This is a genomic window from Sphingobium sp. S6 (genome assembly GCF_905120495.1).
In the GTDB taxonomy this organism is placed as follows: Bacteria; Pseudomonadota; Alphaproteobacteria; order Sphingomonadales; family Sphingomonadaceae; genus Sphingobium; species Sphingobium agri.
This window is the reverse complement of sequence record NZ_CAJHOG010000002.1, coordinates 207,579-221,581: the sequence shown is the minus strand read 5'-3', so window position 1 is coordinate 221,581 and position 14,003 is coordinate 207,579. Positions and strand designations below refer to the sequence as shown.

Below are 14,003 nucleotides of genomic sequence, written 5' to 3'. Positions count from 1 at the left end.
CCCATGACCGATTGGATCGACATCGGAACGCTGGCCGACATTCCCCAGCGTGGCGCTCGCACCGTTCAGATCACGGGCGAAAAGGAAATTGCCGTGTTCCGCACCAGCGATGACAAGGTCTTCGCGCTCGTCAATGAATGCCCGCACAAGAAGGGGCCGCTGAGCCAGGGCATTGTCCATGGCCACAGCGTCGCCTGCCCGCTCCACAACTGGAACATCGCCCTGAAGACGGGCGAGGCGCAGGGCAATGACGAGGGCTGCACGCCGACCATCGCCGTGAAGGAGGAGGGCGGCCGCATCCTGATCGCTCGGCCCACGGCGCTGAAGGCGGCTGCCTGAAACCGGCATCGAGCTTCCGGTCCCCAGCCATAATGGCGGGGATCTGGGTGGGGGTGTCTTGTTGGCCATCCCTTGCGGCAAGCGCCTCCACCCAATTCTTGTTCCTCGGGAAGAAGAGGTAAGAGCATGAACCAGGCCATCCGCACTACCTGCGCCTATTGCGGCGTTGGTTGCGGCATTTCGGCCACGCCGACCGGACCCCGGTCGGTCACGATCAAGGGCGATGAGCAGCACCCGGCGAACGGTGGCCGCCTCTGCTCCAAGGGCACGCATCTGGGCGAGACGGTGGGCCTGACCGGTCGCCTGCTGCACCCCATGATCGGCAACAAGCGCGCCAGCTGGGACAAGTCGCTGGACCTCGTCGCGAAGAAATTTCGCGAGACCGTCGATCGCTTCGGCCCCGACAGCGTCGCCTTCTACGTCTCGGGCCAGTTGCTGACCGAAGATTATTATGTCGCCAACAAGCTGATGAAGGGCTTCATCGGCACGGCGAACATCGACACCAACAGCCGCCTTTGCATGTCGAGCGCGGTTGCCGGTCATAATCGCGCCTTTGGCGAGGACATCGTGCCCGCCAGCTATGACGATCTGGACGTAGCCGACCTGATCGTGCTGGTCGGATCCAACACCGCCTGGTGCCACCCGATCGTCTATCAGCGCATTCAGGCCGCGCGGGCGGAGCGCGGGACCAAGCTGGTCGTGATCGACCCACGCCGCACGGAAACCTGCGAGGGCGCGGACCTGCATCTGCCAGTAAAGCCCGGCACCGACGTTGCCCTGATGAACGGCCTGCTCGCCTGGTGCGATCAGGAAGGCGTCACCGACCCTGCGTTCATCGCCGACCATCTCAATGCGCCCGAAGGCTTCTGGGAGCATATCCGCACCGGCCACGATCTCTGGACCACGGCAAAGACCTGCGACATCGCGCCCGCGCTGCTGGAGCAATTCTTCAAGCTGTTCGCCGCCACCGCGCGCACCGTCACCTTGTTCAGCCAGGGCATCAACCAGTCGATCCGCGGTACTGATCAGGTCAACGCGATCATCAACGTCCACCTCGCGACCGGCCGCATCGGCAAGCCCGGCGCTGCGCCCTTCTCCATAACCGGCCAGCCCAACGCCATGGGCGGCCGCGAAGTCGGCGGCCTCGCCTCGACGCTGGCGGCCCATATGGACTTCGCGCCGGAGAATGTGGAACGCGTGGGCCGCTTCTGGGCCGCGCCCACCATGGCGACCAAGCCGGGCCTGAAAGCCGTCGACCTGTTCCGCGCCATCAACGAAGGCCGGATCAAGGCGCTCTGGGTCATGGCCACCAACCCCGCCGTGTCGCTGCCCGACGCGAACCGCGTGCGCGAGGCGCTGGAGGCCGTGCCCTTCCTCGTCGTCTCGGACATCATCGCCGACACCGACACCAGCGTTCATGCCGACGTCCGCCTGCCCGCTGCTGGCTGGGGCGAGAAGGACGGCACCGTCACCAATTCCGACCGCACCATCAGCCGCCAGCGTCCTTTCCTGGCGCTGCCCGGCGAGGCGAAGCCCGACTGGTGGATCATCAAGGAAGTCGGCCGTCGCATGGGCTGGCGCAACGCTTTCGCCTATGACCGGCCCGCCGACATCTGGCGTGAACATGCGCGCCTGACCGCTTATCAGAATGATGGCGCACGGCTGCTCAACCTCCGCGCGCAGGCGACCATCGGGAATGAAGCCTATGAGGCGATGGAGCCCTTCCGCTGGGGTGGCGACAAGCCCTTCGCGGATGGTCGCTTCTCCACCCTCGATGGCAAGGCGCGGCTGGTGCTCGCCAAGCAGATGGATCTTCAGGAGCCGCTCCAACAGTGGCCGATGACGCTCAACACCGGCCGTTATCGCGACCAGTGGCACACGATGACGCGCACCGGCCTTTCGGCGAAGCTCGCCCGTCATCGGGAGGAGCCGTTGGTCGAGATTCACCCGCAGGACGCCGGGGACTTCGATATCTGCGACGGTGATCTGGCGCGCGTCCAGACCGCGCAGGGCAATAGCATCTTCCGCGTTGGGCTGAGCGATGGCCAGCGCCGGGGCGAAATCTTCACGCCGATCCACTGGACCGATCAAATATCGACCGGCGGCCGCACCGGCCTGCTGCCCCGTCCGCTGGTCGATCCGCATTCCGGTCAGCCCGGCTTCAAGCTGACGCCCGCCAGCATCGAGAAGGTCGCGACCGAGTGGAAGGGCTTCCTGATCCTGCGCGGCGAGCAGCCCGCCAGGGTTCCCTGTCTGTGGGCGACAAAGGTCACCGTGCCGGGCGGCGCGCTTTACGAGGTCGCGGGCAATGGCGATCCCGCCCGGCTCGAAGCCTGCCTGCCCAAGGGCGACCGGGTCGAGGCCATCGACATGTCACGCGGCACCCGCCGCGTCGCGATCATCAAGGATGGCAAGCTCGCGGGTATCCTGATCGTCACGCGCACAGGGCTGCTCCCGTCGCGCGATTGGCTCATCAGCCAGTTGGAAGTCGAAGGCGTGGGGGCGTCCGTCCTCGCCGCGCGCGGGCCCGGCAGTCAGCCCGACAAGGGGCCGACCATCTGCGTCTGCTTCGACATCGGTCTTAATCAGATAATGGCCGCCATCCGCGAACAGAGCCTGGTCGACGTGCCCGCCATCGGCAAGGCGATCGGCGCCGGGACCAATTGCGGGTCCTGCCGCCCCGCGCTTGCCAATATCCTTGCCCAAATTCCGCAGGAGACGCTCCATGCAGCCGAATGAACTTATCGCCCCCGGTGAAGTCTGGCTGGTCGGCGCGGGGCCGGGCGATCCGGATCTGCTGACCCGCAAGGCCGAAAAGCTGATGGCGGCGGCTGACATCGTCTTTTATGACGCGCTGGTCGGCCCCGGCGTCCTTGACCTCATCCCGCAAAGCATACAGCGCGTCAGCGTCGGCAAGCGTTCCGGCCGTCACAGCAAGGATCAGGAAAGCATCAACGACCTCCTCCTCGCCGCTGCCAAGGCAGGCAAGCGCGTCGTGCGCCTGAAAGGCGGTGACCCGTCGGTCTTCGGCCGATCGGCGGAGGAGATGGAGCATCTCGCCGCTGACGGCATCCGCACTCACATCTGCCCCGGCATCACCACCGCCAGCGCGGCGGCGGCAAGCGGCAACGCCTCGCTCACCCTGCGCGGCAAGGCGCGCGGCCTGACGCTGGTGACCGCGCATCTCAAAGCCGGTGAACCGCTCAAGCTCGACTGGGAAACGCTGGCCCGTCCGGGCGGCACGCTCGGCATCTATATGGGCCGCGCCGCAGCTGGCGAGATCAGCCGCCAGCTGATCGCCGCCGGGCGCGATCCCGAAACGCCGGTGATGGTGGCGGTCAATGTATCGCTGCCCACCGAACGGCTGATTCGGGGCAAGCTGTCGGCGCTTGCCTTCCTGGTCGCGACGATCAGCGACGAAGATCCGACCCTGCTTCTGATTGGTGAGGCGGTGGCGGGCACGTCCATGCCAGTAGAGGCCGCAGCCAGCGTCGCTCTTCAGCTTTGAAGACCGGCTCTCCGCGACCTTTGCCCTGAGCTTGCCGAACGCCCCCGAACTTAGTTGGAAGGAAGGGAGGGGGCTTCGGCAAGTTCAGCTCGGCGATAGGGTGCAACCCGCTCAGCACGATAAGCAACGTGCTCCTGCAAAGGCAGGAGCCCAGTCCCGTCCTCTGAATTGGGCTCCTGCCTTCGCAGGAGCACGGCGCAGCTAGTTTTTTGGCAACCCGGCAAGATCCTGCGGTCGATTGATATTCGGCAGGACGATATCGGCCCGCTCCACGATCCGCGCGCCGATCCGCTCCAGCCAGCCATATATCGACCGGCTATTCTCCTCAGCCAGATGCGCGTCCAGATCATCCGCAAGCCCGGCAGGCCAGAAACCGGCAAGTTGCTGCCCCTTCAACACCGCAGCGCCTTCTCCCGCCAGCGCCTCCACCAACGCCGCCGGATAGACCGGCATGTCGCACCCGGTCGTCAGCACCGCGTCATAGCCTTCGTCCCGCGCATGATGCAGTGCCGCGTTCAGCCCGCCCAGCGGTCCCATATCAGGCGCGGGCCGGTCGGAGAGGCTGGTCATCCCCTCGACCGTCCGCCCGCAGACCACCACCGCCTCCACATGGGGCGCGATCGCCGCCACCGCATGGTCGATCAGCATGCGCCCATCCGACATCAGCGCCAGCGCCTTGTCGCTCCCGAACCGACGGGATCGTCCCCCGGCAAGCACAGCGCCCAGTAATCGCATCGATCCACTCCTTGGCAGAACCCTCGCTTTCCCCTATGGCGCGCGGCGTGAGCGGGCAACCGTTCACGAAAGATCGCGCCGGAAAGGGAATGCGGTGGGGACGGTTCATCCGTCCAAGTCCGCAGCTGCCCCTGCAACTGTAAGCGGTGAGCGCGATGCACCCGGAAACCCGCATGCCTTCAAAAGGGGAAGGCGAGGGGGACCAGCCACTGGACACGCGTCCGGGAAGGCCCGTGCATCGCCGCGACGACCCGCGAGCCAGGAGACCTGCCGGCGCATGGTCGCTCTTGCCTTGGGTCCAGGGATCGGCCCGGGCACGGTTTTCCGTCTGAGCGACGAAGCGGCGCAGGGCCGCATCGGTGCGCGTGACGGGATTGGCGTCTCCCTCCCTCGTGCACCGGCCGCTCGCGCGGAAGCCCTGGCCTCATGTCGCATGGCGCTCAGGGAAGACAGAAAATGTTCAAGACCGGAATTTCACTGCTGGCGCTGCTTGCGGCCACCCCCGCGCTTGCCGAAGATGCAGACGAAATCGTTGTCACCGCGCTCGGCATCGAGCAGCCGACCGATGAAGTCGGGCAGGCCGTGACGGTGATCGATGAAAAGACCATCGAGACGCGCCAGAATGTCAGCATCGCGGACCTGCTGATCACCACGCCCGGCGTCCGTTTCAACCGCGCCGATGCCGTGGGCGGCGTCACCGGCATTTCGATCCGTGGCGCGGAAACGACGCAAACGCTGGTGCTGCTCGATGGCGTGAAGATCAATGATCCGAGCAGCATCGGCGACGCCTATGATTTCGGCAATTTGCTGACCGGCAACATCCGCCGCATCGAAGTGCTGCGCGGCTCCAATTCGGTGGTCTACGGCAGCCAGGCGATCGGCGGCGTCGTCAACATCATGACCGGCGCCCCCAGTGAAGATTTCGGAGGGACGGTTTCGGTCGACTATGGCTATGCCGACACGCTGAACGCCAAGGCGGACGTTTCCGGCACAAGCGGCATCGCGTCAGGCGGGCTTGGCGTCGCTTATTTCCGCACGGATGGCATTTCGTCCGCTGCGGGGGGCACCGAGCGAGACGGCTATGAAAATGTCGCCGCTAACGCGAAGCTCAAGCTAAGCTTCACCGATGCCCTGAGCCTTGATCTGCGCGGCTACTATATCCATTCCGATCTCGACACGGACATGTTCTTCGGCGCGCCGATCGACACGCCCGACACCAGCAAGGTCGATCAATATATCGGTTATGCAGGTCTGAACGCCGCTCTGTTCGATGGAAAGCTTCAGAACCGGGCAGCAGTCACATGGTCGCGCACGGACCGCGATTACTTCTCGTTCCGGGGCGATGACGCGAGGGAGGGGTATAGCGGTACGACCCTGCGCTTTGAATATGAGGGCGTCTATAAGCCGGTGGATCAGGCCCGCATCATCTTCGGCTACGAACATGAACGGCCCGACTTTGATTCCTTCGGTCCCTTCGCGCCGGGCAGCGCGCGGGCCAATATCGACAGCGTCTATGCGCTCGCGGTCGTACAGCCGGTCGACGGCCTCTCGCTCACCGGAGGCGTTCGCCATGATGATCATAGCCAGTTCGGCGGCGCGACCACCTTCGGCGCCAATGCCAATTACACGCCTAACAAGGGCGCGACCAACTTCCGCCTCAGCTATGGCGAGGGCTTCAAGGCACCCTCGCTCTATCAGCTTTATGCGCCGATATTTGGCAATGCGGCGCTGGAGCCGGAGCGTTCCAAAAGCTACGATATCGGCTTCGATCAGAGCTTCGACGATAATCGCGTGACGATTTCCGTTACGGCGTTTTTGCGTGACACGCGCGATCAGATCACCTTTGCCGCCGCCGCATACGGCAATGTCGGTTGCACGCGGGCAAAAGGCGTCGAAGGGTCGATCGCGCTGCGGCCGGTCGATGCGCTGACCGTTACGGCGGCTTACAGCTATGTCGATGCACGGGATCGTTCGCCGGGAAGCCCCGACGAAGGTCTGCGCCTGCTACGGCGTCCGGCCAATGTCGCCAGCCTGTCGGCTGATTATGTCTGGCCGTTCGGGTTATCGACAGGGGCTACCGTAACGATGGTTAGCGACAGCTACGATTCGATCTTCGATGAACAGACATTCGCAGCCGTTCGCATCCAGCATGACGGCTACGCCCGGCTGGACCTCCGCGCCTCGCTGCCGATCAACGAGCATCTGGAGATCTACGGGCGCATCGACAATGTCACGGACGAAGAATATGCGACCGTCTATGGTTACAGCACCTATGGCCGATCGGCCTATGGCGGCGTGCGTGTCCGCTTCTGACGGTGAAAGGTGACGGGGGTGGGCGGCCGCCCCGCTTCATCGCCGGGGCGCGGCCTTTGGCTTCGCCCTTTCTTTGCCCGCAGCATCCGCCTGGGCAATGATGCTGCGCGCGGCCTGCACATAGGCGGGGCCGCCGCAGACCGTCCAGGCCTGGGGCACACGGATACGCGGGATGGATCGCAGCGCGGGATGGTGCAGCATCTCCGTGCCTTGATCGACGATGTTTTCGCTGCCTTCTTCCACGATCAGATAGTCGGGCCTGGCTGCGATCATCTGTTCCAGCGGCACTTGCGCCAGTGCAGGCTTGCCCAGCTTTTCCGCCAGATTGACGAGGCCCGCGCGCCGGATCAGTTCATCGACCAGGGTGCCCGTGCCCGTCATATAGCCGCGTCGCTGATAATAGGCCGCGACCCCGCCGCCCTTGCGCCGGGGCAGGGCGGCAAGATCGCGCTCCATGCCCCTGATCAACGCTTCGCCCCGCGCGCGCTGGCCGGCCGCCGCGGCGACCTGACGAACCTGATCGCGGATGGCGGCGAAGCTGGTTGCGCTCGCGAGGCCCAGCTTGCGCCATCGCCCATCGGGTGCGCCGACAACACCGCCCGCACCATCGGGAAAGCCAATCACCAAGTCGGGCCGCAACGCCAGCACCTCTTCGGCCGGGCGCTTCAGCACCGGAAAGCGCCGCGCCTTCGCCACCGCTGCCGACAATTCGGGATCATGGCCATAGGGGCTCAACGCCGCGATCTGACCCGGATCGGCGAGCGCCAGCACATATTGGTCGGCGCAAGTGTTGAGCGACACGATGCGGCGTGGCGGGACAGGCGCAGCGCCGGTGAGGCTGAGCGCACAAAGCGCCGCGATGATCTTTCCGCGCATCAATCCTGCCTCTGCAACGTGCCGTGCTCCTGCGAAGGCAGGAGCCCAGCTCAAGTGAAGCAACTGGGCTCCTGCCTTCGCAGGAGCACTACGACCTGTATCAGCGGCCTTGGAGTGCGCAAGCCATGAGCGCGCGCCGCCATCCGCTGCTGCTCCCTGTCCTCATTGCGCTTACGCTGGTGGCAGCGCTGGGCTCGCTCACGCTCGGCGCGGTTCCGCTCGCTCCCGTCCGCATCCTTGCCGTCCTGAGCGGCGGCGGCGATGAGGTCGCCCGCGCCATCCTGATCGATCTGCGCCTGCCGCGCATGCTGCTCGGGCTGATCGTCGGCGCGATGCTGGGGCTCGCCGGAGCGGCGTTGCAGGGCTATTTGCGCAATCCGCTTGCCGAACCTTCGGTGCTTGGCGCGTCCAATGCAGCCGCGCTCGGGGCGGTGTGCGCGCTTTATTTCGGGTTGGCGCAGCTGCATCCTTTGATCCTGCCGGTCCTTGCCATCACGACCAGCTTGATCGCGATCGGCACGCTGTTCCTGCTGGCCGGGCCATCGGAAAGCCCGCTGACGCTGATCCTCGCGGGCATCGCCGTCGCAACGCTGGCGGGGGCGGGGATCAGCCTGTCGCTCAACCTGTCCCCCAATCCCTTTGCCGCGATGGAGATCATGAGCTGGCTGATGGGCAGCCTTGAAAATCGCAGCTATGCGCATGTCTGGATCGCCTTGCCCTGCGTGCTTATCGGAGCCGCGCTGCTGATCGCGGACGGGCGCAGTCTCGACGCGCTGACCTTGGGGGAGGAGGGCGCGCAGGCACTGGGCGTCGACCTCACCAAGGCGCGGCTGCGCATGATGCTGGGCGTTGCCATCGGCGTCGGTGGCGCGGTCGCGGTGTCTGGTGCGATCGGCTTTGTCGGGCTGATCGTGCCGCATCTCGTCAGGCCGCTGACCGATCGCTCGCCGTCCGCCATCCTGCTTCCCTCCTTGCTCGGCGGCGCGGCGTTGTTGACGCTTGCGGACATCGGCGTGCGGCTCATTCCCACCAGTAGCGAATTGAAGCTGGGCGTTCTGACGGCGCTGTTGGGTGTGCCGGTCTTCCTCGTCCATTTGATGCGGGAGCGGCGGCTATGGTGACGATCCGTACGCAGGAGCTGTCGGTGCGCCTTGGCCGTCATGCTGCGGTTCGCGGCGTCACTACGGCGCTGGAGCCGGGGCAGCTGGTCGGCATCATCGGTCCCAATGGCGCGGGCAAATCGACGCTGATCCGAGCGATGCTCGGCCTTGCCCGCGTGGAGAGTGGAACGGTGTCGGTCAATGACAAGCCGATCGCCAGTCTCGTCCGCAAGGACATCGCGCGTCTGGTCGCCTATCTGCCGCAGGGGCAGACATTGCACTGGCCCTTGATGGTGGAGCGGCTGGTGGCGCTTGGGCGGATGCCGCATCTGGGCCCGCTGTCGCGGCTGTCGGCAGAGGATGAGGCGATGGTCGATGCCGCGCTCGCCCGCGCTGACGTGCTGCACCTGAAGGGGCGGATCGCAACGGAGCTGTCAGGCGGCGAACGGGCCCGTGTTCTCCTCGCCCGCGCATTGGCGGTGGGAGCGCCCTCGCTCATCGCTGATGAACCGCTTGCCGCGCTTGATCCGGGGCATCAGCTTGATGTCATGGACTTGTTGAAGGCCGAGGCGCGGGCAGGATCGCTGGTTGTCACCGTGCTGCACGACCTGGGCATGGCGGCGCGCTATTGCGACCGGCTGCTGTTGATGGACCAGGGGTGGCTGGTCGCGGACGGCAAGCCGATGGACGTGCTGACGGAGCAGAGTCTGGCGGATGTCTACGGGATTTCGGCTTGTATCGAGGCTGGTGGGGCGTGGCCGTTGATCCTGCCGACTGGGCGGATCAAAGGCTAAGCGCTACCTCCGTTCGCCCTGAGCTTGTCGAAGGGCTTCCCCCTTGGAAGACAAGGGCTTCGACAGGCTCAGCCCGAACGGAAGAGTTTGGGCGAAAGGTGGTTACTACTCCCCGAAAGCCTTGGGTGCCGCAGCCACCACCGTGTAGGTGCCCGCGCCAATCTCCGACACTTCCAGCGCTCGCTCGGCTATCCCGCTGCGTCCGAAGCGGAACGCCCCGTCGATCCCGGAAAAGCCGCCCGCATCGCGCAGCCGCGCCGCGGGGAAGGGGGTGCCGAGCCGCCAGTCGCGCGCGATCCGCACGGTCAGCAGCACCGCGTCATAGCCCAGCGCCGACAGCCGGAACGGCGCGCTGCCGTAACGCGCCCGATATTTGGTCGCCAGTTGCCCGTAGAGGCCGTCCGACACGCTGGCGAACCAGGCGCCGCGCAGCGCCGGGCTGGATCCAAGGCTGCTGTCCGTATTCCACAATTCCGTGCCGAGCAGCCGCGCCGTCGCGCCGCCATTCTTCCGCACGATGGGGGCAAGCTGCAAAGCCACCCGCCCGCTGTCGGCGATCAGCAGCGCGTCATAGCTGGACGACGCCTGCAACTTCTTGACCGCCGCCGTCATCGACGCTGGCGTCCGGTCGAAGGTCTGCATCGACACGACCGTGCCGCCCGCGCCCTCTACGGCGCGCAGCAGCGATGTGCCGGAACGCTCGCCATACATGCCCTTGGGCACCAGCGCGGCGAACTTCGACAGTCCCTTGCCCCTGGCAAAGTCGACCACGCGCTCGATCGACTGGCCCGGATTGTACCCCATGATGTAGACGCCGTTTCCGGCAACGCTCACATCGTTGGAAAAGCTGATGACCGGCACGTTAGCCCGCGCCGCGATCGGCCCGACGGCCCGTGCGTCTTCTGCCAGCAGCGGGCCCAGGATCAGGCGATTGCCTTCCGCCAGCGCCCGGTTCGCCGCCGCCGCCGCGCCCATGCTGGTGTCATAGGTGGTGATGCGCACCTTGTCCGCCTTGGTATCCAGGAGGGCGAGGGTGGTGGCATTGGCGATCGACTGGCCGACGCCCGCATTGGGGCCGCTCATCGGCACCAGCAGCGCGACGCGGTGCCGCTGCGCATCGGTGGGCAGGCCCTGCGTCACGTCGGGGCCGGTCGGGACAGGCTCGGAAGGACGGACGGGCGCGGGTCCACGCGGCACGATCGACTGACAGGCAGCGAGCGCCAGGGCGCTGGCGGCGAAGAGGATGCGCGCGCCGCGCTTCATTGCCGCGAACATGTCCGCTTGCCGGAGGGCATCCGTCTCTGTCATCTGGCGTCCTTATGGAAAATACAACTTCTGGGCTGGAACCCGGGCTTTACATCGTTGCGGGGCCGATCGGCAACCTTGGAGACCTTAGCCCGCGCGCGGCCGATGTCCTGCGCCGCGCCGATGTGATCGCCGTGGAAGATACACGGGTGAGCGCACGGTTGCTGCGCCATGCCGGGTCGGATCGGCCGATGATCCCCTATCATGACCATAGCGCCGAAGGGGTGCGCGCTCGCCTGATCGATCGGATGGCGGCGGAATCGGTCGCGCTGCTTTCCGACGCGGGCACGCCGCTCATCTCCGATCCGGGCTACAAGCTGGTCCGCGATGCGCGCGCGGCGGGGCGGAGCATCGTGACGCTGCCGGGCCCCAGCGCCGCCATCGCCGCGCTCACCCTGTCGGGCCTGCCGACCGACCGCTTCCTCTTCATGGGCTTCCTGCCGGTGAAGCAGAAGGCGCGGGCCGATGCCCTGGCCGAAGTCGCGGCCCTGCGCGCCACACTGATCTTCTACGAAAGCGGCCCGCGCCTGTCCGAAAGCCTCGCCGCCATGGCGCAGGGGCTGGGCGATCGCGAAGCCGCCGTCAGCCGCGAAATCAGCAAGGCGTTCGAGGAAACCCGCACCGGCACTTTGAGCGAACTCTGCGCCCGCTATGCCGACGCGCCGCCCAAGGGGGAGATCGTCGTCATCGTCGGCCCGCCCGGCGAAGCCCCGCCTGCCAGCGCAGAAGATGCCGACGCCGCCCTGATCGAAGCAATGGAGCGGCTCCCGGTCTCCAAGGCGGCGGGGGAGGTTGCCAAGAAGCTCGGCCTCGATCGCCGCGCCCTGTACGATCGCGCGCTGGAACTGAAGGGGTGAAGCGGCAGGCTGCTGAAAAGCGCGGACGCCAAGCGGAGCGGATCGCCGCATGGTGGCTGCGGCTCAAGGGCTGGCAGATCGTCGGCCGCCGCCTCCGCACGCCTGCGGGGGAGGTGGACCTTGTCGCCCGGCGCGGCGCGATGCTGGCCTTTGTCGAGGTGAAGGCCCGCGCGACCGGTGCTGATCTTGACCTCGCGATCGACGAACGCCGCCTGTCCCGCGTGGCTGCGGCTGCCGAAATGCTGTTCTACGACCTCGCCAAGCCGGGCGATGACATGCGAATCGATGTGATCCTCCTTGCGCCGGGCCGCCCGCCGCGCCATCTGGCGAATGTCTGGCATGGGGGCTGACCCGCTCTCGTCCGGTTCAGCCCGAACGGAGACGTAAAAGCAGATGACCGAACTCAACCCTCTCACCGTCGCCGTGCAGATGGACCCGATGGAAGGGATCAACATCAAGGGCGATTCCACTTTCCACATCATGCTGGCGGGGCAGGCGAGGGGGCACAGGCTCTACCATTATCTCGCGCCCGATCTCACCTATCGCGACGGCCGCGTGCTGGCGAAGGCGCGCCCGGTGAAGGTGCAGAAGGTGGACGGCGACCATTTCGCCTTTGGTGAGCCCGAAATGCTCGACCTCGGCCGCGACGTCGATGTCGTGCTGATGCGGCAGGACCCGCCCTTTGACCTGAGCTACATCACCGCAACTCATCTGCTGGAGCGGGTGCAGGCCGAAACGCTGGTGGTGAATGATCCCGCCGCCGTCCGCAATGCGCCGGAAAAGCTGTTCGTGCTCGATTATGCCCGCTTCATGCCGCCCACGATGATCACCCGCGACCTGGCCGAGGTGAAGAGCTTCCTTGCCGAACATGGCGAGATCGTCGTCAAGCCGCTCTACGGAAACGCGGGCAACGCGGTCTTCCATGTCGGGCAATCCGGCGCGAACCTTTCGGCGCTTGTGGAACTGTTCAACGCTTCATGGGTCGAGCCCTTCATGGTTCAGGCTTTCATTCCCGGCGTGGCGCAAGGCGACAAGCGCATCGTCCTGATCGACGGAGACATCGCAGGCGCGATCAACCGCATTCCCGGCGCAGGCGAAATCCGCTCGAACCTCGCGGTGGGCGGATCGGCGGCGAAGACGGAGCTGACCGACCGCGAGCTGGAGATCTGCGCGGCCATGGGCCCGGAACTCAAGCGGCGCGGGCTGCTGTTCGTCGGCATCGACGTGATCGGCGGCGAATGGCTGACGGAGATCAACGTGACATCGCCCACCGGCATCGTGTCGATCGACGCGTTCAACGGGACGGATACGGGCGGCATGATCTGGGACGCGATCGACGCGCGCCTCGCCGAGCGGGTGGCTGCCTGATCAGAATGGCGCAGCGTGCTCCTGCGAAGGCAGGAGCCCAGGCCCCCCGGTCGAACTGGGCTCCTGCCTTCGCAGGAGCACGTAACAGTGCCGGGCGGCCTGTCGCATGACTGACTGGGTCCTCCACCTCATCGACGCGGGCGGCTATTGGGGCATCTTCCTCCTCATGGTGCTGGAAAACGTCTTCCCGCCCGTGCCGTCCGAACTCATCATGGGCATCGGCGGCATCCGGGTGGGGCAGGGCCGGATGGCGATGGAGTGGCTGCTGCTGGCGGGCACGATCGGCACCACCGTCGGCAATTATTTCTGGTATCTGGTCGGGCACATATTGGGCTTCCATCGCCTCAAGCCGCTGGTCGACCGCTATGGCCGCTGGGCGACGCTGGAATGGCGGGACGTGGAGAAGCTCGACCATATTTTCGGCAAATATGGTCAGATCGTCGTGTTCGTCTTTCGCTTCCTGCCCGCCTTCCGCACGATGATATCGCTCCCCGCCGGGCTGTTCCGCATGGGGCATGTCCGCTTTCTCGCCTGGACGGCGGGCGGGGCGCTGATCTGGAATATCATCCTGGCCTATGCCGGCTATCTGCTGGGTCAGAATTTTCGTGATATCGATAAATATGTGGGGCCCGTGGCGACGGCGTGTGTCGTCGGGGCGGTGATATTGTACCTCTGGCGCTTGGCGACGTGGAAGCCGAGGGGATAGCGCTATTCCCCCTCCCGCAGGCGGGAGGGGGCTAGGGGGTGGGCGCGAGCGGAGCGAGCTTCGACCTAGCCGTTGGATAATGCCTCTGGCGTCGCGCCAGCC

The 14,003-nt window shown here is 65.9% G+C and carries 13 protein-coding genes and 1 riboswitch; of the genes, 10 read left to right on the top strand and 3 right to left on the bottom strand.

Translation table 11 applies throughout. From position 1 onward, the window contains the following. The first annotated feature begins 3 nt into the window (after positions 1-3). The 3 genes from nirD to cobA all read left to right on the top strand — a co-directional run bounded on the left by nirD (position 4) and on the right by cobA (position 3,847). Positions 4-339 (top strand): nitrite reductase small subunit NirD, encoded by a 336-nt coding sequence (gene nirD, locus SPHS8_RS08205; RefSeq protein WP_097090896.1) that lies wholly within the window; start codon positions 4-6, stop codon positions 337-339. 126 nt (positions 340-465) lie between these two features. Then, complete coding sequence (locus SPHS8_RS08200; protein ID WP_201515065.1) at positions 466-3,078, top strand: nitrate reductase; 2,613 nt, start codon at positions 466-468, stop codon at positions 3,076-3,078. Continuing rightward, complete coding sequence (gene cobA / locus SPHS8_RS08195) at positions 3,065-3,847, top strand: uroporphyrinogen-III C-methyltransferase (RefSeq protein ID WP_201515064.1); 783 nt, start codon at positions 3,065-3,067, stop codon at positions 3,845-3,847. The genes SPHS8_RS08200 and cobA overlap by 14 nt, the downstream gene beginning before the upstream one ends. A gap of 201 nt (positions 3,848-4,048) precedes the next feature. Here the strand turns inward: cobA and mobA are convergent, their stop codons facing one another. Continuing rightward, positions 4,049-4,582, bottom strand: a complete 534-nt coding sequence (mobA, locus tag SPHS8_RS08190) for a molybdenum cofactor guanylyltransferase (protein WP_201515063.1) — start codon at positions 4,580-4,582, stop codon at positions 4,049-4,051. Positions 4,583-4,609: 27 nt separating this feature from the next. Next, positions 4,610-4,871, top strand: a riboswitch (cobalamin riboswitch). Between the two features lie 167 nt (positions 4,872-5,038). Between mobA and SPHS8_RS08185 the strand changes: the two genes are divergently transcribed. Further along, on the top strand, positions 5,039-6,895 hold the full coding sequence (locus SPHS8_RS08185; protein ID WP_201515062.1) for a TonB-dependent receptor plug domain-containing protein: 1,857 nt from the start codon (positions 5,039-5,041) through the stop codon (positions 6,893-6,895). A gap of 36 nt (positions 6,896-6,931) precedes the next feature. Here the strand turns inward: SPHS8_RS08185 and SPHS8_RS08180 are convergent, their stop codons facing one another. Then, positions 6,932-7,771 carry an ABC transporter substrate-binding protein gene (locus SPHS8_RS08180; protein WP_201515061.1) on the bottom strand — a complete coding sequence of 280 codons (840 nt, stop codon included), beginning with the start codon at positions 7,769-7,771 and terminating at the stop codon, positions 6,932-6,934. A gap of 125 nt (positions 7,772-7,896) precedes the next feature. Between SPHS8_RS08180 and SPHS8_RS08175 the strand changes: the two genes are divergently transcribed. Both SPHS8_RS08175 and SPHS8_RS08170 read left to right on the top strand, forming a co-directional pair. Further along, positions 7,897-8,892 carry a FecCD family ABC transporter permease gene (locus tag SPHS8_RS08175; protein WP_201515060.1) on the top strand — a complete coding sequence of 332 codons (996 nt, stop codon included), beginning with the start codon at positions 7,897-7,899 and terminating at the stop codon, positions 8,890-8,892. Beyond that, on the top strand, positions 8,886-9,665 hold the full coding sequence (locus SPHS8_RS08170; protein WP_201515059.1) for an ABC transporter ATP-binding protein: 780 nt from the start codon (positions 8,886-8,888) through the stop codon (positions 9,663-9,665). Before SPHS8_RS08175 ends, SPHS8_RS08170 begins: the two co-directional genes overlap by 7 nt. 105 nt (positions 9,666-9,770) lie before the next feature. Here the strand turns inward: SPHS8_RS08170 and SPHS8_RS08165 are convergent, their stop codons facing one another. After that, positions 9,771-10,973: a penicillin-binding protein activator gene (locus SPHS8_RS08165; protein ID WP_443018584.1), complete on the bottom strand. Its 1,203-nt coding sequence runs from the start codon at positions 10,971-10,973 to the stop codon at positions 9,771-9,773. 11 nt (positions 10,974-10,984) lie between these two features. Here SPHS8_RS08165 and rsmI point away from each other — a divergent pair, with 11 nt between their 5' ends. The 4 genes from rsmI to SPHS8_RS08145 all read left to right on the top strand — a co-directional run bounded on the left by rsmI (position 10,985) and on the right by SPHS8_RS08145 (position 13,901). Then, positions 10,985-11,827 carry a 16S rRNA (cytidine(1402)-2'-O)-methyltransferase gene (gene rsmI / locus SPHS8_RS08160; RefSeq protein ID WP_201515058.1) on the top strand — a complete coding sequence of 281 codons (843 nt, stop codon included), beginning with the start codon at positions 10,985-10,987 and terminating at the stop codon, positions 11,825-11,827. Continuing rightward, positions 11,824-12,177 carry a YraN family protein gene (locus tag SPHS8_RS08155; protein ID WP_201515057.1) on the top strand — a complete coding sequence of 118 codons (354 nt, stop codon included), beginning with the start codon at positions 11,824-11,826 and terminating at the stop codon, positions 12,175-12,177. Before rsmI ends, SPHS8_RS08155 begins: the two co-directional genes overlap by 4 nt. A gap of 43 nt (positions 12,178-12,220) precedes the next feature. Further along, positions 12,221-13,195 carry a glutathione synthase gene (gene gshB, locus SPHS8_RS08150; protein ID WP_097090905.1) on the top strand — a complete coding sequence of 325 codons (975 nt, stop codon included), beginning with the start codon at positions 12,221-12,223 and terminating at the stop codon, positions 13,193-13,195. 106 nt (positions 13,196-13,301) lie between these two features. Further along, complete coding sequence (locus SPHS8_RS08145; RefSeq protein WP_097092671.1) at positions 13,302-13,901, top strand: DedA family protein; 600 nt, start codon at positions 13,302-13,304, stop codon at positions 13,899-13,901. Positions 13,902-14,003 lie beyond the last annotated feature (102 nt).